At 70.5% G+C, this 21,769-nt stretch carries 14 protein-coding genes; 6 read left to right on the top strand and 8 right to left on the bottom strand.

What is annotated here, in order from left to right; genetic code table 11:
* Positions 1-190 precede the first annotated feature (190 nt).
* Entirely contained in the window at positions 191-3,127 is a 2,937-nt protein-coding gene (locus B7438_RS10185; protein ID WP_179150779.1) for a UPF0182 family protein, read from the bottom strand.
* Between the two features lie 108 nt (positions 3,128-3,235).
* Positions 3,236-4,378, bottom strand: coding sequence for a PDZ domain-containing protein (locus tag B7438_RS10180; protein WP_085369445.1), 1,143 nt, complete (start codon positions 4,376-4,378; stop codon positions 3,236-3,238).
* Positions 4,379-4,539: 161 nt separating this feature from the next.
* On the opposite strand from B7438_RS10180, the gene B7438_RS10175 reads away from it, so the two are divergent.
* Together B7438_RS10175 and B7438_RS10170 are read left to right on the top strand one after the other, a co-directional pair.
* Complete coding sequence (locus B7438_RS10175; protein WP_085369444.1) at positions 4,540-5,883, top strand: zinc-dependent metalloprotease; 1,344 nt, start codon at positions 4,540-4,542, stop codon at positions 5,881-5,883.
* Positions 5,884-6,030: 147 nt separating this feature from the next.
* Positions 6,031-6,837: a hypothetical protein gene (locus tag B7438_RS10170; protein WP_085369443.1), complete on the top strand. Its 807-nt coding sequence runs from the start codon at positions 6,031-6,033 to the stop codon at positions 6,835-6,837.
* 3 nt (positions 6,838-6,840) lie between these two features.
* Here the strand turns inward: B7438_RS10170 and B7438_RS10165 are convergent, their stop codons facing one another.
* Together B7438_RS10165 and nudC are read right to left on the bottom strand one after the other, a co-directional pair.
* Positions 6,841-8,601 carry an ATP-dependent helicase gene (locus B7438_RS10165; RefSeq protein ID WP_085369442.1) on the bottom strand — a complete coding sequence of 587 codons (1,761 nt, stop codon included), beginning with the start codon at positions 8,599-8,601 and terminating at the stop codon, positions 6,841-6,843.
* A 13-nt stretch (positions 8,602-8,614) separates the two neighbouring features.
* A complete protein-coding gene (gene nudC / locus B7438_RS10160) occupies positions 8,615-9,622 on the bottom strand; it encodes an NAD(+) diphosphatase (protein WP_085369441.1) in 1,008 nt (335 codons plus the stop codon).
* Positions 9,623-9,682: 60 nt separating this feature from the next.
* On the opposite strand from nudC, the gene B7438_RS10155 reads away from it, so the two are divergent.
* Positions 9,683-10,759, top strand: a complete 1,077-nt coding sequence (locus B7438_RS10155) for a phosphotransferase (RefSeq protein ID WP_085369440.1) — start codon at positions 9,683-9,685, stop codon at positions 10,757-10,759.
* Here the strand turns inward: B7438_RS10155 and B7438_RS10150 are convergent.
* Complete coding sequence (locus B7438_RS10150; RefSeq protein WP_085369439.1) at positions 10,696-14,022, bottom strand: ATP-dependent DNA helicase; 3,327 nt, start codon at positions 14,020-14,022, stop codon at positions 10,696-10,698. The two genes, B7438_RS10155 and B7438_RS10150, sit on opposite strands and share 64 nt — an antisense overlap.
* 13 nt (positions 14,023-14,035) lie before the next feature.
* A complete protein-coding gene (locus B7438_RS10145) occupies positions 14,036-17,152 on the bottom strand; it encodes an ATP-dependent DNA helicase (RefSeq protein ID WP_085369438.1) in 3,117 nt (1,038 codons plus the stop codon).
* A gap of 108 nt (positions 17,153-17,260) precedes the next feature.
* On the opposite strand from B7438_RS10145, the gene B7438_RS10140 reads away from it, so the two are divergent.
* The gene (locus tag B7438_RS10140) at positions 17,261-17,485 is read left to right on the top strand and encodes a DUF3107 domain-containing protein (RefSeq protein ID WP_085369437.1); all 225 of its coding nucleotides are present in this window, start codon (positions 17,261-17,263) and stop codon (positions 17,483-17,485) included.
* Positions 17,486-17,495: 10 nt separating this feature from the next.
* Positions 17,496-17,798 carry a hypothetical protein gene (locus tag B7438_RS10135; RefSeq protein WP_085369436.1) on the top strand — a complete coding sequence of 101 codons (303 nt, stop codon included), beginning with the start codon at positions 17,496-17,498 and terminating at the stop codon, positions 17,796-17,798.
* A 345-nt stretch (positions 17,799-18,143) separates the two neighbouring features.
* On the opposite strand, the gene B7438_RS10130 is transcribed toward B7438_RS10135, so the two are convergent.
* Positions 18,144-18,860 (bottom strand): ferritin-like fold-containing protein, encoded by a 717-nt coding sequence (locus tag B7438_RS10130; RefSeq protein ID WP_085369435.1) that lies wholly within the window; start codon positions 18,858-18,860, stop codon positions 18,144-18,146.
* 127 nt (positions 18,861-18,987) lie between these two features.
* Between B7438_RS10130 and B7438_RS10125 the strand changes: the two genes are divergently transcribed.
* On the top strand, positions 18,988-20,499 hold the full coding sequence (locus B7438_RS10125; RefSeq protein ID WP_085369434.1) for a DEAD/DEAH box helicase: 1,512 nt from the start codon (positions 18,988-18,990) through the stop codon (positions 20,497-20,499).
* Positions 20,500-20,579: 80 nt separating this feature from the next.
* Here the strand turns inward: B7438_RS10125 and B7438_RS10120 are convergent, their stop codons facing one another.
* Positions 20,580-21,728, bottom strand: coding sequence for a lytic transglycosylase domain-containing protein (locus tag B7438_RS10120; RefSeq protein ID WP_085369433.1), 1,149 nt, complete (start codon positions 21,726-21,728; stop codon positions 20,580-20,582).
* Between the last annotated feature and the right edge of the window lie 41 nt (positions 21,729-21,769).

The following is a 21,769-nucleotide window of genomic DNA, read 5'->3' as shown; positions in this document are numbered from 1 at the left end:
GTAAAGTCGACAATCAAAGTTTTCGCAAGCATTTCCTGGCCTTGCGGCGGCGCGTCGCGGAAATCCGCCACTCGCGCGCGTCCCCGCCCGCGACACTTTGTACGGCGGCTGAACATACAGGACCGAGCACACGAAAAAGGGCGGGGCGCGCATCCCGTGGATGCACGCCCCGCCCGTCGGAGTCCGCCCGCTACTTGGAGGAGCTGGTGCCCTCCGCCGCGAGTGCGTCCTGCAGCGCCTGCTGCAGGCGCTGGTCGGCTTGACCATACGCGGCCCAGTCGCCCGCCTTCAGGGCCGTCTCACGGTCGGCGAGCGCCTGCTTCGCCTGCGCGAGCGCCTGCTGCAGGGCCGGGTTGTTCTGCGCAGAGCCCGAGCCGCCCGACCCGGTCTCCGTGCCGCCGCCTCCGGTGCTTCCGTCCGTTCCCCCGGTGCCTCCCCCGGTCTGCGGCACATTGTTGTCGCCGGCGGTCGCACCGGAGTCACCGCCGAACAGCGCGTCGAGCGCCTGGTCCAGGGTGTCCTCGAACGCGATCTTGTCACCGAACGCCACCAGCACCTTCTGCAGCAGCGGGTAGCTCGTCTCGCCCGTGGACTTGACGTAGACCGGCTGCACGTAGAGCAGACCGCCACCCACCGGCAGCGTCAGCAGGTTGCCGTTGATCACGTCCGTCTTGCCCTGTCTGAGCAGGTTGAGCTGCGCGGAGACCGTCGGGTCGGAGTTGAACGTGTTCTGCACCTGTCCAGGCCCTGGCACCGTGTCGCTCGATGGCAGGGTCAAGAGTCTCAACTTGCCGTAGGCCGATGAGACCTTGCCCTTCGTCGAGCCCGCATCGGAGTCGACGGCCAGGTAGCCCTTCAGCACCGACCTGCTCGACTCGCTGGATGCCTGGGGTATGAAGGTCGTGTACAGCGAGAACGACGGCGCCTTCTGACCCGGCATCTGCATCGTCAGGTAGTACGGCGGCTGCAGCGTGGGATCGGTCGGCGACGACACGGGGTCGTTCGGCGTCGTCCACGCGTCCTCCCGCGAGTAGAACGATCCCGCGTCGGTCACGTGGTACTGACCGAGCACCGAGCGCTGCACCTTGAACATGTCCGCCGGGTAGCGCACGTGGCTGAGGAGCTGCGAGCTCATGTCGCTCATCGGCTTGACCGTGGCCGGGTAGATCTTCTCCCAGGTCTTCAGGATGGGGTCCTTGGCGTCCCAGGCGTAGAGCGTGACGGAACCGTCGTACGCGTCGACCGTGGCCTTGACCGAGTTGCGGATGTAGTTGATGTCGTCGAAGGCGTATGCCGGCTTCGGCGTCTCGGTGTCCGCGATGGCGTCGCTCAGGCTGCCGACGTGCGAGTACGGGTACTGGTCGCTCGTGGTGTATCCGTCGATGACCCACTTGACCCGGCCGTCCACGACCGTCGGGTACGCCTGCGAGTCGAGCGTCAGGTACGGCGCGACCTTCTGCACGCGCTTGACCGGGTCGCGGTCGTAGAGGATCTGCGAGTCGTTGTTGACCGCGTCGGACAGCACGATCTGCTCGTCCTGGAACTTGAGCGCGTAGACCAGCCGCTTGAAGATGTTGTCGAGCTTCGGGCCGCCCTCCCCGCTGAACGTCGTGTACGTCTGTTGCGCGTCACCCTTGCCGCCGGGGTAGTCGAGCTCGACGTTCTTGCCGCCCTTCGGACCGCCGACGATCGAGTACGTCGGCGACTGCTGGCCGAAGTAGATGCGCGGCTCGTACGTGCCGAGCGACCCCTGGCTCGGGATGCCCGACTCCAGGAACACGGGCTGGCCGTCGACGGAGCGCTTGTTGCCGTACGCGGCCACGAGGCCGTAGCCGTGCGTGTAGACGATGGTGTCGTTGTACCAGTTGCGTGCGCTCGTCAGGCCGGACTGCTGCAGCTCGCGGACCGCGACCACCGCATCCTGTTCCTTGCCGCCGATGTCGTAACGGTCGACGGCGAGGTTGTTCGGGAACGCGTAGTACTGACGGAACTGCTCCAGCTGCCGGAACGACGGGCTGACGACGGCAGGGTCGATGATGCGGATCTGCGCCGTGGTCTGCGCGTCCTGGCGCAGCTGGCCCTGCTCGACGTCCGTCGTGGCGTTGTATGGGATGACATCGATGTCGCTGAGGCCGTACGCATCCCGGGTGGCGTCGATGCCGTTCTGCACGAACGGCGTCTCGAGCGTCTTCTGGCTCGGCTCGACCTGGAAGCGCTGGATCACCCACGGGTAGATCGCACCGGCGATGAGGGCTGCGACGATGAGCAGCGCGGTTCCGACGATCGGGAAGCGCCAGCGGCCGATGAAGGCCGTCAGCACGAAGAGCAGCGCCACGAAGACCGCCGCTCCGGCCAGTACCGCGCGGGCCGGGATGGTGGCGTTCACGTCGGTGTACGCCGCACCGTTGATCATGTCGTTGACGTTGGAGTCGGTGACGGTCGCGTACCGGTCCAGCCAGATGCTCACGCCCTGCAGCAGCAGGTAGAGCGCCGAGATGACCGAGATCTGGATGCGCGCGGCCTTCGAGATGCGCACCTCGCGCCCGCTCACCCTCAGCGAACCGTAGAGGTAGCAGGTGGCGAGCGTTGCCAGCAGTGCGATGAGCACCACGGCCGATGCGAACCCGACGGCGCCGCGGTAGAACGGCAGCGCGAACAGGTAGAAGCCGATGTCGAGGTGGAACAGCGGGTCGGTCTTGCCGTACGCCGTGCCGTTCAGCCACATCGCCGCGGTCTGCCAGCGGCTGCCCGCCGAGACGCCGGCGAAGATGCCGAAGACGATCGGGATGCCGTACATCGCGAGGCGGCGCAGCGGCTCGACGACCTGCTGGTAGCGGTCGAGCTGCGAGTTCAGCTTGGCGTAGACCGGTCGCAGCCGGTATGCGAGCTGGATGGCGAGCCACAGGGGCACGGCCATGCCGAGGAACCCGATGAAGAACATCGTGATCGCGCCGAACCACTGTGTGGTGAGGACGTTGAGGAAACCGACCTGCTGGTACCACAGGATGTCCGCGTACAGTCCGGCGAAGACGAAGAAGGCGATCACCAGAGCGACGATCACCCCCAGGGTGATCCAGATGGCCGCGCGACGGCGCCCAGGTGGTCGGACTGCTGCTGTTGAACTCACGAATGGCCCTCATTGCTCTCGCGTGGCAAGGTCAGAAATCCATCCTAGGCGTCCGTCGCTTGGAGAACGCCGTATCGGAATACGCCTCGGGCGAAGCCTTTGTAAGCGCTATGAAGCAGGGCAGGTGGCCAGGCCGGAGGTGCTGCCTCCCGAGCTGATCGCCTTCAGTGCGGCGAGCGAGTCGTCCAGCGTCTTCACCGCGAAGACGTGCAGCCCGGACGGGATGTGTCCGGTGACCTCGTTGCAGTTCGTCGCTGGCGCCAGGAAGTACGTGGCTCCCCCGGTGTCCCTCGCCGCGTACATCTTCTGCCGGATGCCGCCGATCGGGCCGATGTTGCCCTCGTTGTCGATCGTGCCGGTGCCCGCGACCTTCTTGCCGCCGTTGAGGTATCCGGGGGTGAGCTGGTCCATGATCCCGAGCGCGAACATCTGGCCGGCGCTCGGCCCTCCCACGTTGTCGAGCTGGATCTTCACGTCGAACGGGAAGGTGTAGTCCATTCCGGCGCCGATCCCGAGGACCGTCTGCGCCCCCGACTTCACGGGCGTGATCGACACCGTGGATGCAGCACCGCCGCGGATGATGCCGACCTCGGCCGCCTTGTCGGTGCCGTTCTTGTCGATCAGTTCGCGCAGGGTCGCGACGCCGGGCACCGGCTCGCCGTTCACGCTGGTGATCTCGTCGTCCACTTTCAGCACGCCGGCTGCCGGTGTCCCCTTGATGACCTGCTTGACCGCGACGGCTTCCGGGAAGTCGTAGCCGAGGTGGTTGAGGGCGGCGGCCACCGCATCCTGCTGCGAGTTGACCATCAACGCGGCGTTCTCCGCATTGGACTGCTCGGTGGTGGTGCCGGGCGGGAAGACGACGTCCACCGGCAGCACGGCCTTGCTCGGCTGGAACCAGGCGGCGATGATGTCGAACCAGCTGGGCCGCTGGTCCGGGTTGCCGACGACGGAGACGGTCAGCAGGTCGAGGGAACCGGACGTCGGGTACGTCTTCTGCGACGGGATGCTGATCAGCGGCTTGGCTTTGTCGTTCTCCTTCGACCCGACCGGCTGGTCCTTCCCGAGCGTGTTGAACACGGGGCCCGGCTGCTCGATCACGAACGGCGCCGGCGCGACCGCGAGCACGAGGGTCAGCGCGAAGGCGACGCCGACGGCGATCCATCCCGCGATCACCCGCCGGGGAGGGGCGACCCTGGTGGTGCTCTCCTCCGCAGGCGGCTGCAGTTCGTCGTCGCTGAAGAGGCTCACGCACTGTCCCTTTCGTGTGTTGCATCGGCTGGTCGCTCGTCTGTTCGCCACGGGCGCACATCCAGAGCCCGAGCCTAGGCCAATTCTCACCCGGCGCCGTCGTACACGGTCTAGCGTAGATTCCAAGCCTGAAAGCCGGACCACACGAAAGAGGCGTAACGATGGCCGACGATCCCAACAAGGAACCGGACGACGAGCTGGCCCGCCTGCTGCGCGAGATGCTCTCCGGAAACGCGTCCATCGACCCGAGCCAGCTGGCAGGGGCCGCAGGACTGCCGAGCGATCCAGCGAGCATCCAAGCCCTGATCGGCCAGCTGCAGAACGCGATGCGCAACACCGACGGCGGCATCAACTGGGACCTCTCGCTCGAGCAGGCCCGCACGCTCGCGTCCGAGGGCGCCCACTCCGTCACCCCGGCCGAGCGCGCAACGCTCGACCAGGCGTTCAACGTCGCCGCCCTCTGGCTCGACCAGGTCACCACGGTGTCCGAGCTCACCAGCCCGCCCCAGCTGATCGGCCGCGCGGAATGGACGAGGCAGACGATGCCACTCTGGACGCAGCTCGCTGAGCCCGTCGCCCTCAGCATCTCCGACGCGCTCACCCGCGTGCTCACCGAGCAGGCGCCGGAAGAGATGCAGGGGATGCTCGCCAACGCCGGGCAGATCATGCGCAGCGTCGGAGGAGCCCTCTTCGCGATGCAGCTCGGCCAGGTGGTCGGCCATCTCGCCAAGGAGGTCGTCTCCGGCGGTGACATCGGCATCCCGCTGCTCGCCGACGGCCAGGCGGCCCTGCTCCCCCAGAACGTCGCAGAGTTCGGCGACGGCCTCGACATCCCGGCCGACCAGGTGCAGCTGTACCTGGCGGTGCGCGAGCTCGCCCACGCCCGCCTGTTCCGCCACGCCAAGTGGCTGCGGCTGCAGCTGATCACCCAGATCACGGCCTTCGCCAAGGGCATCACCATCGACACCGACCGGCTCGAAGAGCTGGCGGAGGGCTTCGACCCCTCCAACCCGGAAGAGCTGCGCGAGGCGATGGTCAGCGGCGCGCTGATCCCGCCGAAGACCGAGGAGCAGCAGGAGGCGCTCGCCCGCCTGGAGACGGTGCTCGCGCTCGTCGAAGGCTGGGTGGATGTGGTCACCGCCAACGCCACCCGGCTGCTGCCGAAGGCGGACGCCATCGCGGAGATGGTCCGCAGGCGCCGCGCATCCGGTGGCCCTGCCGAGTCGGCGTTCGCGACGCTCGTCGGCCTGGAACTCCGCCCCCGCCGGCTGCGCGACGCCGCCGCGATGTGGCAGGCCGTCACCGACGCCGTCGGCCAGGAGGCCAGGGACGACCTGTGGTCGCACCCCGACCTGCTCCCCCAGTCCAGCGACCTCGACGACCCGTCGGCGATCGTCGCCAGGCTCACCGCCACCGCGAACGGCCAGGAGCCGGAGCGCGACGCGGTCGACCAGGCGCTCGAAGACCTGCTCCGCGGCGACACGGAGCGGCCGACGGAGGAGTAGGCCGCCGGTCTGCGAGGTCGCCGGTCCGCCGGATTCAGCGCCGTGCCCTTCGGGGCGCGGCGCTTTTTTCGTGCTGAGCGTGTGGACGGCGCCTCCGGCTTGTGGATAACTCCGGCGCCGTCCGGCGGTCTGCGGGATGATGCCGGGATGGTCTACGCACTCGATCCCCGCATCCACCGGGTCTGGCGGTCGCCCAGCACCCTGCAGTTCGGGGTGGACACGGCGGTGCTGACGCTGGACGACCTGAGCAATGCGGACGAGCGGATGCTCGTGGCGCTCGACGCGGGCGTGACGATGTCCGGGCTGCAGATGGTGGCGAGGAGGGCACGTGCCGACGCCGGGGCTCCTGCGCGACTGCTGGAACGTCTCGCGCCCGTGCTGGCGCCGCCGCCGGAGCCGGAGGGCGAGCGGCCCGTCGTCGTGATCGACGGCGCCGGGCAGACCGCCGCCCGGCTGATCGAGGCGCTCGGCGAGGCCGCGGTGGATGCGCGCAGCGGCCTGACCTGGGACGACCCTGCCGTCGACACGGCGGCGGCCGCCGTCGTGGTCGGCTCGTTCGCGATCGAGCCGGAGCGGCATCGCCGCTGGCTGCGCAGGGACGTGCCGCACCTGGCCGTCGTGTTCGGCGACGAGCGGGTGCGCGTCGGGCCGTTCGTCGACCCGGGCGCTGGACCGTGCCTCGGCTGCGTGGACCTCCGGCTCACGGACGCCGATCCGGCCTGGCCGGCGATGGCCACGCAGCTGTACACCCGGGATGCGCTACGCGAGACGCCGCTCGTCGCGGCCGCCGCCTCCGGCGTGGCCGGCTTCGCGGTGCTCGACCGGCTGCGTGGCGGCCGTGCGCTCAGCCGGTCGAGCGTGGCGGTCGACTACGTCACGGGCGCGCGGGAGGAGACGGACTGGGCCGCGCATCCGGGATGCGGGTGCCTGGGGCTGCCGGCCGACCCCGCGTGACGCTCAGCGGCTGACGGGCACGTGCGGGGCCATCTCGGCGAGGAATCGCGACGGCTGGCGCACGGAGGAGCGACCGGCGTACTGGCCCGACTGCGACCAGCTGAGCTGCAGGTTGCTGCGCGCGCGGGTGATGCCGACGTAGAGCAGCCGGCGTTCCTCGTCGATCTGCTCGAAGCTCTTTGCGTAGCTGATCGGCACCAGCCCCTCGCTGAGGCCGACGAGGTAGACCGACTCCCACTCCAGGCCCTTCGCCGAGTGCAGGGTCGCCAGGGTCACGGCGGACAGGGTCGGCTCGTGCTGGCCGGCCTGGCGGGTGAGCAGTTCGTCGGTGAAGCGACGGAACGACGTGCCGGGCGGCATCGTGTCGACCAGGCCCATGATGGCGTTCAGCGACTCCCAGCGGTCACGTACGGCGCCCCGAGTCTCCGGCGGCTCCTGGCTCCAGCCCAGCGAGCGCAGCACGTCGCTGACCGACTTGAAGAGCGGTTCGTCGCCGACCGCGACGCTGGCGGCGCGCAGCGACATGATCGCCTGGCGCACCTCCGGCAGGTCGAAGAAGCGCTTCGAGCCTCGGATCTGGTAGCTGATGCCGAGATCGCCGAGCGCCTGCTCGATGGCGGCGGCCTGCACGTTCACCCGGTACAGGATCGCGATGTCCTCCGGCTTCGCTCCCGCGGCGAGCTCCGCGGCGATCTTCTGGGCGACGGCGCGGGCCTCGTCCCGGTCGCTCTCGTACGCCGTCGGCGACGGGATGCCCGGCGCAGCGGAGGCGGCCGCACCCGGCGTGACCGCACCCGTAGCCGCCTCGCCCGGCGTCGCCACCACCGCTGCTGCCGAGTGCAGCGTCAGCGCGCCCGCGCGACCGCGCATGAGCCGGTTCGCCGCATCCACCACAGCGGGCGTCGAGCGGTAGTTCTGCTCGAGCCGCACCACCGTCGCTCCCGGATGCGTCCGCTCGAAGTCGAGCAGGTACGCGCTGCGCGCCCCGGCGAACGAATAGATCGTCTGGCTGGCGTCGCCGACCACGCAGACGTCGCGTCTACCGCCGAGCCACAGGTCGAGGAGCTGCTGCTGCAGCGGCGAGACGTCCTGGTATTCGTCCACCACGAAGAAGCGGTACTGCTCGCGCACCTGCATCGCCACGGCCGGCTCGATCTCGATCATCCCCGCGCAGACGAGCAGCACGTCCTCGAAGTCGATCTGCTTCCGCTCGTCTTTGAGGTCTTCGTACGTCTGCAGCATCAGCACCAGCTGCTCGGCGGTGAGGGTGCCCGGCACCGTGCGGTCCGCGACGGCGGAGGCGTACTGCTCGATGCTGAGCCCGGACACCTTGCGCCACTCCACCTCGGCGGCCACGTCGCGCAGGGTCGCCGTGTCGACGCGCAGTTTCAGGCGCTCGGCCGCCTGACCGAGCACCCTGCCCTTGCCGTCGAGCACGCTCGGCAGCTGGCCGCCGACCACCTGCGGCCAGAAGAAGTTCAATTGGGACAGCGCAGCGGCGTGGAAGGTGCGCGCCGCGACACCGCCCGCGCCGAGCTGGCGCAGCCTCCCGCGCAGTTCGGCAGCCGCACGGTTGGTGAAGGTGAGCGCCATCACGCGGTTCGGCGCGTACGCGCCGGAGGCCACGCCGTACGCGATGCGATGCGTGATCGCGCGTGTCTTGCCCGTGCCGGCACCGGCCAGGATGCAGACCGGCCCGAGCAGCGCCTCGGCGGCGACCCTCTGCTGCGCATCCAGCCCGTCGAGCAGACTGTCCGGATTCACCGCGCCACCCGGGTCACCGCGTCACCGGAGCCTCGTCCAGCGATCCGCCGTACCAGTCTTCGATCAGGGCGCGGGCGATCGAGGACCGGCCGGGCAGGATGACCTGCTCGCGCGCCTCCCACAGCTCGGTGCGGCTGAACCAGCGCAGGTCGAGGATCTCCTCCCCGTCCGGTGCGAGCCCGGACGGCGCCTGGTCGTCGGCCAGCCGGGCCGTGAAGCCGACCATCACCGATGCGGGGAACGGCCACGGCTGCGAGCCCTTGTACTGCGGGTCGACCACCCGGATGCCCGCCTCCTCGAAGATCTCGCGCTGCACGGCGGACTCGAACGACTCCCCCGGCTCGACGAAACCGGCCAGCAGCGAGTATCGCGAGTTCTCCCACATCGCGTTCGATCCGAGCAGCAGCCGGTCGTCCGCATCCAGCACGGTCACGATCACGGCGGGGTCAGTGCGCGGGAACACCTCGGAGCCGTCCTCGAAGCAGCGGCGCACCCAGCCGGCCTGCTCCACGACGGTCGGCGTGCCGCAGCGCGGGCAGTGGGTGTGGGAGGCGTGCCAGTTGGCGATCGCGAGCGCCTCGGTGAACAGCCCGGCGTCACGGTCGGTGAGCGCGGTGGCGACGGTGCGCAGGTTCCCCCAGCGGGCCTCATCCGGTTCGAGCTCCTGCGCGGCGGCGTCGGTGAGCACTTCGAGCACGACGGCCGTGCCGGCGGGCTCCGCGTCGCTCGCGACGAGCGTGCGTCCCAGATAGACCCTGACCAGTGCCGAGGTCACCCGTTCGACGGGAAGCAGCTCGAGCGCGGCAGCGCCGGCACCGGATGCGCCCCAGCCGTCCGCGGCGGGCGTCGCCGCCTCCACGCTGTCCGCCGTGAGCAGCGCCCTGCCCTTCCAGAGCGCGAGCACGCGCGTCGACGGCTCCTCCCAGAGCTCGTCGAACAGCGCTGGACGCGATCGGGAGACATGATCGCGGTCGACGGCGTGACGCGAGAGCGGCAGCGAATCGAATGGGATGGGCGACATCGAGGTCCTTTCGGGGCGTGGCGAACGGCTCACGCGGGGAAGTCCAATTAACCTTGGCGCATGGCCAGATCCCATCTCACTCTAGCCGCGCTGGCCACTTCGGCCGTGCCGGGGCTCGAGGTCTCCGGTGCCCGCAGCTACACACTCGGGGGCGCGGGCGAGTTCGACTCCGCGCTGCTCAGCGGGCGGGACGGCGGAACGTCGGTCATCCGGGTTCCCACGTCGCAGGCGGCGGAGACCGAGCAGAGCGCCGACCTGGTCGCCCTGCGCGCGCTGACCACCGGCATCCGCAGCCGCCTCCCGTTCGACGTGCCGACCTACCTCGGCCAGGCTCCCGTCGGCGGCACGCGCGCGATCGTCTACGACTTCCTGCCCGGCCACCACATCGACGTGGACGACATCCCGCCCGGCGACGGCCTGGCCGGGTCGATCGGGCACGCCATCGCGGCCATCCACACGCTTCCGACCAACTTCGTCGGCGAGGCGGGACTCCCGGTGCTGAGCGCCGCGGAGTGCCACACGTCCACCACGGCCCTGATCGAGTCCGCCGCATCCACCGGCCTGCTGCCGAGTGCGCTCCGCGACCGCTGGCGCGATGCGTCGGCCGACCAGTCGCTCTGGCAGTTCCAGCCCACCGTGGTCAACGGAGCGCTCACCGCCGACTCGTTCCTCGTGGAGGACGAGACCGTGCTCGCCGTTCTCGGCTGGTCGGCGCTGCGCGTCGGCGACCCTGCACGGGACCTGCACTGGCTCCTCGCGATGAACCCGGAGGCGACGGAGGGCGCGCTCGGCGCATACGCCTCGACGCGCCAGGTCGCCACCGACCGTCAGTTCACGCAGCGCGCGATGCTGTACGCGGAGCTCGAGGTCGCCCGCTGGCTGCTGCACGGCCGCGAGGTGCGCGACCAGAGCATCGTCGACGACGCCGTGCAGATGCTCGACGGCCTGGTCGACCGGGTGCACAGCAACGCGGTCACCCCGCTGTCGACCGCGACGGGACCGATCCTCGCCATCGACGACGTCGAGGCGATGCTCGACCGCACGCCGGGCGACCGCAGCTCGGATGCCTACGGTCACGCCGGCGGGATGAAGCCCGTCGAGGAAGACCAGAGCGACCGCAACTCCTCCGCGGAGTAGAGCCGCTCCGGCCGGATGACCTCGTCGTCGGCCACGAAGTAGAAGACGGCGTCGATCTTCTCCGGGTCGACGCCGGCGTACTGCGCGTACGCCAGCCGGTAGAGGGCGAGCTGGAGCTGCTTGCGTTCGAGGTCGGCGGCGTCGCGCGGCGCCTTGCCGGTCTTCCAGTCGACGATCTGGTGGCTGTGCACGCCGTCGTCCGCCGGGTAGACCGCATCCAGTTTGCAGACCACCACCTGCCCGGCGAGCGTGACGTGGATCTCGATCTCCACCTCGTCCGGGCGGCGGCCCGCCCACTCGCTCGCCGCGAAGGTGCGCTGCAGCTCGGCCAACTGCTCGGCCTCGAGTTGTTCCCCCGCCGGGTCGTCCAGTTCGTATGCCGCGGCGTCGATGACGTCGGCAGCTCCCGCCACCGTGCCGTAGCGCTGCTCCACCCAGCCGTGAAACAGGGTGCCGAGACGGGTCTGCCGGTACGGCCGCTCGGGCATCGGGCGGCGGAGGGCTGCCGCGACGGACGCGGGATCGGTGACGTAGTCCTTGAACCGCGAGGCCGGGATGCGCGTCGGCAGCTCGACCAGGCCGGCGTCGTCGAGGCGGCGGGCACGCTCGGCGAGCAGCAGGTCGAGGTCGGCGGCGTAGATTCCTCCGTCGCCGGCCCCGCGCTCCAGCGCGTTCCTGACGGCTGCTGCGGCGGCGTGCACCCTGTCGTGCCGCACGCCGAGCGGGTCGAGCGGCCACGTCACGGTCTGCGCGTCGAGCGCGAACGGGTTCTCGTCCGGCTCAGCGCACTCCGGGAACGCGTCGTCCGGAAGCAGACCGGCGGCCTGCAGTTCGAGCAGGTACGCGCCAGGACCGCGCGGCTTCTTCTGCGTCGACCAGTACGACCCGGAGAGCAGCAGGTGCTCCTTCGCCCGGGTGACGGCCACGTAGACGAGTCTCCGCTGCTCGGCGGCGTGCCGGGCGACGATCTCCTCCTCGAACGCGGTCATCGACTCGTCAATGTCCTTCTGCGTCTCCGCCGTGCGCCAGGCCAGCACGGGCAGCTCGGTGGAGTCTCCGCGGAACTCGTACGGCAGAGCGCCGAACTCGAACCAGCCGCGCTTGCTCTGCGGCCCGCCCGGCAGTTCGCCGTCGACCATCCGCGGCACGGCGACCACATCCCATTCGAGGCCCTTCGACCCGTGGATGGTCAGGATCTGCACCGTGCCGGGCTCCGGCTCCTCGCTGCGCGGCGCGAGGTTGTCTCTGCGCTCCGCCTCGGCCAGCCAGGCGAGGAACGAGCCGAGCGTGGCCTGATCGTCGCTGGCCAGATAGGAGGAGACCTGCTCGGCGAACGCGTCGAGGCTCGCCTGGCCGAGCTGGGCAGTCTCGTTCGCGGCGACCTCGATGTCGAGCAGCAGTTCCTGCTGCACCAGCGTCACGAGGTCGAGCAGGTCGAGGCCGACCCTGGATCGCAGGTGGTCGAGCTGGCGGCCGGCCTCGCGCATCCTGTGCAGGCCGGCCTCGCTGAACCCGGCCAGCTGGGAGTGCCCGTCCTTCGCCTCGACCACGAAGTCGAGGGCGTCGACGAGGGATGCGGACTCGTCGCCCGCCACCGACTGCCGCAGGCGCCTGCGCACCTCGGGATCGAGCTCCTGGAACCGGTGGTCGCGCGCTGCGAGCCAGGATGCGACGTTCCGCAGCGCTTGGATGTCCTTCGGCCCGATCCGCCAGCGCGCACCGGTGAGCAGCCGGATCAGCTCCGAGCCGGCCGTCGGGTCGTGCATGACGCGCATGGCGCTCACCAGGTCGGCGATCACCGGCTGCTCCAGCAGACCGCCGAGTCCGAGCACGTGATACGGGATGTTCCTCCGCGAGAGCGCCGCGGTGAAGACGTCGATCTTCTTGAGCGACCGGCAGAGCATGGCGGCGCTCGGCACCGCACCGCGCGCATCCCGGGTGGCCAGGCGAGCGCCCAGCCACGCGGCGACCGCTTCCGCCTCGTCGGCGACGGTCTGCTCGAAGACGGCGAGCAGCTCGCCCTTCTCCGCGCCGGGCCTCGGCTGCAGCTGCTCGACGTGGACGGGCGAGCTCGCGGTCAGTGGGGCGACCAGCGCGTTGGCGGCGTCGAGCACGCTCGTGGGGTTGCGCCAGCTGGTGCTGAGCGCGTACTCGGCGGCGCCGTCGCGGGTGCCGGTGAAGTCGAGCGAGAACCGGCCGAGGTTGGCGGCGCTCGCCCCTCGCCAGCCGTAGATGGACTGGTGCGGGTCGCCGACCGCCATGACGGCCTGCCCGCTGAACAGGCCCGAGAGCAGGCGGGTCTGCACCACGGAGGTGTCCTGGTACTCGTCGAGCAACACCACCCGGTAGCGGGTCCGGTAGTCGTCTGCGACGGACGGAACGCGCTCGCTGACGCGCAGCGCGAGCGCGACCTGGTCGGAGTATTCGACGAAGCCGCGGCGCACCTTCTCCGCCGCGAACTGTTCCGCGAGATCGAGTAGTGGAGGGAGCGCACCGACCACCTGGATGGCCGAACGCACGGAGGCGTACAGCTCCTTGACCCTTCCGCTGCCGGTGGGCAGGTCGGCGATGGTCTGGAACCGCTCGGTCATCCGCAGCACGTCCGCAGCCTCGACCACGTTCTCGCTGAGCGCGCGGCTGAGCGAGATGACGGCCGAGGTGACGGTGTCGACGCTCTTCTCGAGCTCGACCAGCCGATCGTCCGTGCTCGTCACCACGAGGCGGCGGGCAACCTGCCACGCCGACGCCTCGCTGAGCACGGCGGACTCCGGCTCTCGCCCGATCAGCAGCGCGTTCTCGCGGAAGATCGCGTTGGCGAACGCGTTGTACGTCGCCACCTCCGGCGCGTCGAACGGGTCGAACTCGATGTCGGTCAGCCCGGACGCCACCAGCTGCTCGATGCGCTTCCTGATGCGGATCGCCAGCTCGCCGGCCGCCTTGCGGGTGAAGGTGAGGCCGAGGATCTCCGGCACCCTGACGTGCCCGTTGGCGAGCAGCCAGACCACCCGGTTGGCCATCGTCTCCGTCTTGCCGCTGCCTGCGCCGGCCACGACGATCGCCGGTTCGAGCGGCGCCTCGATCACGGCCTGCTGCTGCAGCGTGGGGGTGGGCAGCCCCAGCGCCTCCGCGATCTCGACCGCACTGATCCTGCGCGCCGGTCGGGGATGCTCCTCGTGCGCGAGCGTGAACGCCTGCTCCACGAAGTCGAGCGTCGCCTCGTCCGCTCCCCACTCCAGCAGACCGTCGCCGTTCTCCTCGATCATGCGCACCCCCCGATCATGCGCTGACCGCCGGAACGAGGTGGATGCGGTACTCGTACTTCGCGTGCGGGTCCCTGTCTCCGAGGTCGACCACTCCGGCGAACGTGCTGCCCGCCATCCCGGCCGCCGCCTGCTCGACCCTGGCCTTCAGCCGGTCGAGCCCGTCGCCGTCGACCCGCTCCTGGGCCACCTCCCTGTAGCCCTTTCCGCGAACGCCCTTGCTCACATAGAGCAGCTTCGCGCCGCCGGACGGGGCGCCCTCCGCCGCCTCCACTGCTCCGTGCTCCAGGGCGAGCTGGTACGCGCCGAGCTGGGCGTGCCCGGCCACCTGTGCGGCGCTCGGCACGGTGTTGCCTGTCTTGAGGTCGACGATGACGATGGTTCCCTCCGGAGTGCGTTCGACGCGGTCGATGGTGCCGCGGATGAGCGCGCGGCCGACGGAGAGCTCGAACGCGCCCTCCGAGCCGAGGAGCGCCCCTCCCGCCCGCTCGAAGTCGCGCAGGTACTCGGAGACGCCCTCTGCGAGCTTCCTGGTGCGCCTGCGCTCCTTCTCCTCGAGCCACGGGGACTCGAACTGCAGTTCGTTCCAGCGTTCCTCGACGCCGCGCCAGACGCGTTCGACGCTGAGGTCGCCGTCCGGCTCGGTGCTGACCTGCTCCATCACCGCGTGCACGACGGTGCCGATCCCGGCGGCGAGGCCGCTCGGCGAGGACGCCATCGCGTCGACGAACCAGGCGAGCGGCGACTTCTCGAAGGTCTCCAGGCGCGACGGGGAGACCCTGACCACCGCATCCGGATCGTCGAGGTCGACCAGCGGCTCCTCGGTCGACGGCGCGATCAGGCCGTACCAGTCGTCCGGGCTCGCGCCCTCCACCTCCGCGGCAGCGAGACGCGCGAGGGCGTCGGCCGCATCCGGGGCGCCGGTGGTGACCAGCCGCCGCCTCAGCCGCCCGACCATCCCGCGCAGCGACAGGGGATGCACGGAGTCGTCCGTGTCGTCGTACGCCAGGTCGCCGGCGAGCCGGAGGAACGGGGACGGCTGCTCGTCGTCGTTGGCGGTGGCCGTGAGGATGACCTGCGTGCGCGCCCTGGACACCGCGAGCGCGAACATCCGGAGCTCGTCGCCGAGCACCTGGGCGCGTTCGTCCACCGTGTCGGACGTGGTTCCGGCGAGTGCGTCCGCGAGGGCCTGGGGGTGCAGCAGGGAGCCGCGGAGGCGCAGGTTGGGCCAGACGCTTTCCTGCAGCCCTGCGACCGCGACGATGTCGAACTCGGCGCCGATGGTGGCGCTCGGGGTGCAGACCAGCACGGCCTCCCCCGCCGTCTGCGCGGCGAGGGTGTCTTCCGGGACCTCTGCGCCGAGCAGTTCGACGACGAAGTCGGACGCGGGACGTTCCGGATAGCGCTCGACGAACCGCCTGGCGGCGGTGAAGAGCGCGACGACGCCGTCGAGGTGGCGGTTGGCCTCGTCGGCGACGATGCCGCTGCGCTCCGACTGCTCCAGCCAGCGCTTGGCGAGCCCGCTGCGCTCCCAGACGTGCCAGAGCAATTCCTCGATGGTGGCGCCGTTCTGCGCCTTCTCGCGTCCGGCCGCGATGGTTTCGGCGAGCCGGGATGCGCGGCGTGCCGGGGCGGAGTCGATGATGGAGAACCGGCCGGGCGCGCTCAGCGCCTCGACGAGGAGGTCGTCGGCCGAGCGGTTGCCGTCCCCGGCCAGCTCCTCCTGACGGAGGGCCAGCCGCAGGCGGCGCAGGCTGATCCCGTCGAGGCCGCCGAACGGGCCGAGCAGCAGATCGGAGACCACGGGAGGGTCGAGTTCGACGGCGCCGAGCTCGACGCCGACGACCGTGATCAGCTGCCGGGCGGCGAAGTCGTCGCGCAGCGCGCGGCCGGCGATGCTCGTGCGCGTCGGCACCTCTGCGACCGCGAGCGACCTGGCGAGACCAGGAACGTGCGCGCCGGAGCGGACGACGACGGCCATCCTGTTCCACGGCACGCCGTTCATCAGGTGCTGCTCCCGCAGCCTGCGGGCCAGCCGCGCCGCCTCTGCCGGGGCGGACGACGCCTCGATGCGCACGACCTCCTGGCCGGACGGCGGCGCATTCCGGCCTGCTGCTGCGAGGCGCTGGACGCCGGCCGCCGCCGTTCCGATGCGCTCGGTGACGCGCGTCGTCAGGTCGCGGAGCACCGGCGTCTGGCGGTGCGCCGTGCCGAGGACGAAGCGCGTGACGGGGACGCCGAGCCGCGCCTCCAGCTGGCCGATGGCCGTCGCCTCCGCCCCGCGGAACGTGGTGGACGCCACATCCGGATCGCCGAACGCCACGATCGCCACGCCGCGGGCGGCGAAGGCGCGCAGGAGGGAGACGGTGGCGAGCGTCGCTTCCTGCAGGTCGTCGACGAAGATCGCCCTCAGCCGGTCGAGCGAGCTGCCGCCGCGCACGACGGACACGGCCTCGGCGATCAGCTCCGACGAGTCGACGAAGGTGCCGCGATAGCTGTCCACCACGCGCTGGTACTCCGCGATGAAACGCGCGGCTGCCCTCCACTCGTCGTGCCCCGTGATCGCGCCCAGCTCGGAGAGCCTGCTGGGCGTGACGCCGAGTTCGACGCAGCGAGCCATCAGTTCGCGCAGTTCGGTGCGGAAGCCGCGGAGGGTGCGCACGTCGGCGACCAGCGGCTCCGGCCAGGCCGGTCCCGTGCCGTCTTCGAGGTGGCCGTCGATCAGCTCGGCGATGATCTGGTCCTGTTCGCCGCCCGTGAGCAGGCGGGGCGGCTCCAGTGCCGCCGCCCTGGCGCGCTCCCCCGCGAGCTGGAACGCGAGCGACGTCGCCGTCCTCGCCAGCGGGCCGTTGGTCGGGACGCCGATCCGCAGCGCGATCCTGTCGCGCAGCCGGGTGGCCGCCGACCGGGATGCGCTGATCGCGAGCACCTCCCCCGAGCCGTAGCCGCGCTGCAGCACCCGCTCGGCGAGCGCCTCGACCAGCGCGGTGGTCTTGCCGGTGCCCGGCGCGCCGATGACGGCACCGGATGCGCCGTCCGGCAGCGCGAGGACGGCCGCCTGCGTGTCGTCGAGTGCGAGGTCGGCCGCCGTCTGCTCCGCGAAAGGCGGCGGTCGGAAACCTCGGATCGTCATGCCTGAAACGCTACCGGCGTCCGCCGACAGAGAACGCGGCGCAGCGCCGCAGGCTGCGTGTCGTAGTCTGAACTCACATCCGCCGGTCAGATTCGAAAGGCACCACACGTGGAGATCCGCATCGGAATCGTCAACGCTCCTCGCGAGCTCAGCTTCGAGTCGTCCCAGACGGCGGAGGAGATCGCATCGCAGGTCGAGGCAGCGCTCTCGAGCGGCACCGGATTCGTCCGCCTCACCGACAACAAGGGCAAGCTGTACGTCGTCCCGACGGCCGGCATCGCATACATCGAGATCGGTTCGGACGAGTCGCGCCGCATCGGCTTCGTCGGCTAGATTCGCCAGCGTGGAACTGCTCTTCGTCGCGCTCGGCGGGGCCATCATCGGCCTCGCCGCCCGCTATCTGCTGCCGAACCGTCACACGCACGGCGCCGTGCTGATGCCCGCTCTCGGGGTCATGGTGTCGAGCGTGCTCTGGGTCGCCCTCACCTGGGCCGGCCTGAAGTGGAACGGCGGCTGGATCTGGTGGATCACGCTCCTCGGCACCGCCCTGGTGGTCGCCGTGGTCGACGTGGTCATCGGCCGTGTCCGCACCGCGCACGACGACCGGATGCTCGCCGACCTCACCAAGGGCGCCGTCGCGCGCTGAGGCCGTCCCACCGGCTCCGCTCGAACGGAATCCGCGCCCGACACGCCGCCGCACTCTCCGTAGTTGCGGAGATCCCGGCCGTTGCGCCCGCATCCTCCGCAACGACGGAGATCCCGGCCACGCGCGACTCCTCCGACGCAACGGATCTCCGCATCGCGCGCCCGGTCCGTTCGAGCGGAGTTTCGGGCCGATGCGCCGAGTTTCTCCGCTCGGGCGGAGAACCCGGCGGCGTGTCACGGCAGAACTCCGGTCGAACTCCCGCTGCCGATGGGGCCGCGTCGGCCTGGAGGCCGCGTCAGCCCGAGGCCGGGTCAGGCCGTGAGGCCGCGTCAGGCCATGAAGCCGTCAGGCCGTGAGGCCGAGGGCGTCCATCCTGCGGGTGTGCGCCGCGATGAGCTCGGTGAAGATCGGCTCGATGCGCTCGTCGTCCTTCGCGGCGTTGCCGGACAGGTGCAGCGCCGAGCGTGCGACGAGGAGCGTGTCGCCCACCAGGCGCCTCCCCCACATCGCCAGGCGCGACGACAGCCGCTGGTCGGCCTCGATCTCGTCGCGCAGCACGTCGAGCACGCCCTCCTGGCCGCCGTCCGAGCCGAGCAGCTGGGCGATGCGCGGGCCGACGTCGCCGGGGAGCCCGGCCGCCAGGCGGATGAAGAAGTCGTCGAGCAGGCCGCTCGTCACCAGCACGGCCAGCAGCGTCTCGCGCCAGTCCGCCCCGGTCGTCAGAGCGCTGAAGCCGTCGATCTCGTCGGCGAACGGCTTCATCACCTCGGCAGGGTCGTCTCCGCGGCGGCGGATCTCCGCCACGACGCCCTGGTGCTTGGACAGCGCGTGGCCGGCTGCCGCAGCCACCTTCTCTTTGGCGGAGAGCGCATCCACCTCTCCGACGACGCGCGAGAGGGTCTGGAACGTCTCCAGCTGGAGGTAGGCGGCCTGGCCGAGATACGGCAGCAGATCGGGCATGACCTCGTGCAGATCGACGCGGATCGCCTGCGTGGGAGTGTTCCGCGGCGTCAGTCGGGGAAGCTCGACCGGGGGCCGGCGTCGGGAGATCCAGGTTGCCACGTACAGCAGTGTAACGGGGACGTCCAGTAAGCTGGTGCCGCCGTCGGCGCTGGATCGACGGCCCTACGCCTGCGAACGAGGAACAAGGCGTAGACCTTCAACTCACGATCGACAGGCATATTCTCTAGTGACTTTCTCTGAACTCAACATCGACCAGGACATGGTCGACGCTCTCGCCGCGAAGGGCATCATCGAGCCCTTCCCCATCCAGGCGCAGACCATCCCGCTCGCTCTCGACGGCCAGGACATCATCGGCCAGGCCAAGACGGGCACCGGCAAGACCTTCGGCTTCGGCCTCCCGATCATCCAGCGTCTCGGACTCCACCCGGAGCCCGGGGTGCAGGCACTCGTCGTCGTCCCCACCCGCGAGCTGTGCGTCCAGGTCTTCGAAGACCTCTCCCAGGCGGCGGCGAACCGCGACACCGAGGTCGTCGCCATCTACGGCGGCAAGGCGTACGAAGGCCAGATCGCCCAGCTCAAGTCGGGCGCGCAGATCGTCGTCGGCACGCCGGGCCGTCTGCTCGACCTCGCCGGCCAGCGACTCCTCAACCTCTCCAACGTGCGCGAGATGGTGCTCGACGAAGCAGACAAGATGCTCGACCTCGGCTTCCTCGCCGACATCGAGAAGCTGTTCGCGCAGACCCCGGCAACGCGCCACACCATGCTGTTCTCCGCGACCATGCCCGGCCCGATCGTCGCCCTGGCGCGCCGCTTCATGACGCGCCCCATCCACATTCGCGCGACCGACCCGGACGAGGGCCAGATCCAGGCGAACATCAAGCACCTGATCTACCGCGCCCACTCGCTCGACAAAGACGAGGTCGTCGCCCGCATCCTGCAGGCGGAGGGCCGCGGCAAGACCGTGGTGTTCACACGCACCAAGCGCGCGGCGGCCAAGCTGGTCGAGGAGCTCAACGACCGCGGCTTCAACGCCGCCGCCGTGCACGGCGACCTCAACCAGGAGCAGCGCGAGCGCGCGATGGCCGCGTTCAAGGCCGGCAAGAAGGACATCCTGATCGCCACGGACGTCGCGGCCCGCGGCATCGACGTCGACGACGTGACCCACGTCATCAACCACACCATCCCGGACGACGAGAAGACCTACCTGCACCGTGCGGGCCGCACGGGACGCGCCGGCAAGACCGGCATCGCCGTCACGTTCGTGGACTGGGAAGACCTGCACAAGTGGGCGCTCATCAACCGCGCCCTCGAGTTCGGCCAGCCGGAGCCGACGGAGACGTACTCGTCGTCGCCGCACCTGTACTCCGACCTGGACATCCCCGCCGGTTCCAAGGGCCGCCTGAAGGCGACGCCCGCGGTGAAGGCCGACGGCGCGCAGCGCTCGGGCGGACGCTCGGACGGTGGACGCTCGGAGGGCGGACAGCGCTCAGACGGCGGACGCTCCGAGGGCGGTCGCTCCGGCGGATCCGACGCTGCCGGCGACAGCCAGCGCAGCCGTCGCCGCACCCGCGGCGGACGCCCGAGCGGAGCAGGCTCGGCCGAGACCGCTCCCGCGACCGACGCACCGGCATCCGGAACCCACGACGGCGGAGGAGCAGAGCACCACGACGGCAACAGCGCACCGCGCCGCCGTCGTCGTCGCTCCCGCGGCGGAGCCCCGACGGCTCCCACCGCCTGACCCGCGCCAGGACCGATCGAGTCCGGACTTATTCACGCACCGCTCCGGCGTGTCGCGTGAATAGGTCCGGACTCGATTTCTTAGTACCAGTTGTAGCCGATCTCGTGGGTCCAGGCTCCGCAGGGTGAGCCGTAGCGGCCGCTGATGTAGCCCAGACCCCAGTTGATCTGCGTGCGGTAGTTGGTCATCCAGTCGCCGCCCGCCGACGACATCTTGCTCGCGGGAAGCGACTGCGGGATGCCGTACGCCCCGCTCGAGGTGTTGTACGCGTCGGTGCGCCAGCCGGACTCCTGGTTCCAGAGCCGGATGAGGCAGCCCATCTGGTCTCCACCCCAGCCGTACGACCCGAGCACACTGGACGCGTAGTTCTGCGCTCCGGCCGGGTCGACGTCGACACCGGGCGGCGGGGCGAAGCCGTCCGCCCCTCCGTCGCCCGCCGCCGCTGCGGCCGCTGCGGCCTGCGCTGCCGCCGCCTGCGCCGCCGCGACACCCTCCGCGTACTTCTGCTCCACCGACGCCTCGGTGTTCTTCAGCGCGGCGAGCTGCGCGTACAGGGTGGTGGCGTGCTGCTTCTGGTCGGCGAGCTGCGCATCCGCCGCCTGCTTGGCCGCCTTGGCGGCGTCGAGCGCCGTCTTGGCCTGCGTCGCCAGCCCGTCGCGGATGGTGCGCGCCTGGGCGGCCTGCTCGCTGAGGGATGCGGCGAGGTTCTTCTGCGCCGTGGCCTGCGCGAACAGGGTGCTCGCCTGGTCGGCCAGCTTGGAGACGGCACCGAGCTGGTAGAGCAGCTCCGACGACTTGACCGAGCTGTTCCCAGTGAGGAACAGCCGCAGAGAGACCTCCGCCCCTCCGGAGCGGGTGAGCTGCTCGGCGAGCTTGCCGCTCTGCGAGCGCAGGGATGCCGCCTTGGTGCTCGCCGCCGTCGCGGCCGTCCGCAGATCGTCGGCCTTCTGCGTCGCCGCCTGCAGGGCGGCCTCCGCCTGCCCGTACTCGCCCGCGCGCTTGATCGCGAGGTCGCCTGCGGCGTCCGCGGAGGTCTGCAGCGAGGCGAGCAGACCGTTGATGCGATCCACCTCCGCCTGACTGGCCGCGGCGTTGGCCTTCGCCGCCTGCACGTCGTCCCATGACGGATACGAGGTGTCCGCGATGGCAGGGGATGCTCCTCCCGCCGTCACGATGGCGGCGACCAGCACCGCGGCCGCTGCCGCTGCTGACCAGCTCCGTCGGCTCACGCCTGACCTCGTCTCCCGTGCTCGATCCTGGGCTCCGTGCT

Source organism: Leifsonia sp. NCR5 (assembly GCF_002105485.1).
Lineage (GTDB): Bacteria > Actinomycetota > Actinomycetes > Actinomycetales > Microbacteriaceae > Leifsonia.
This window is presented reverse-complemented; position numbering and strand designations above follow the sequence as displayed.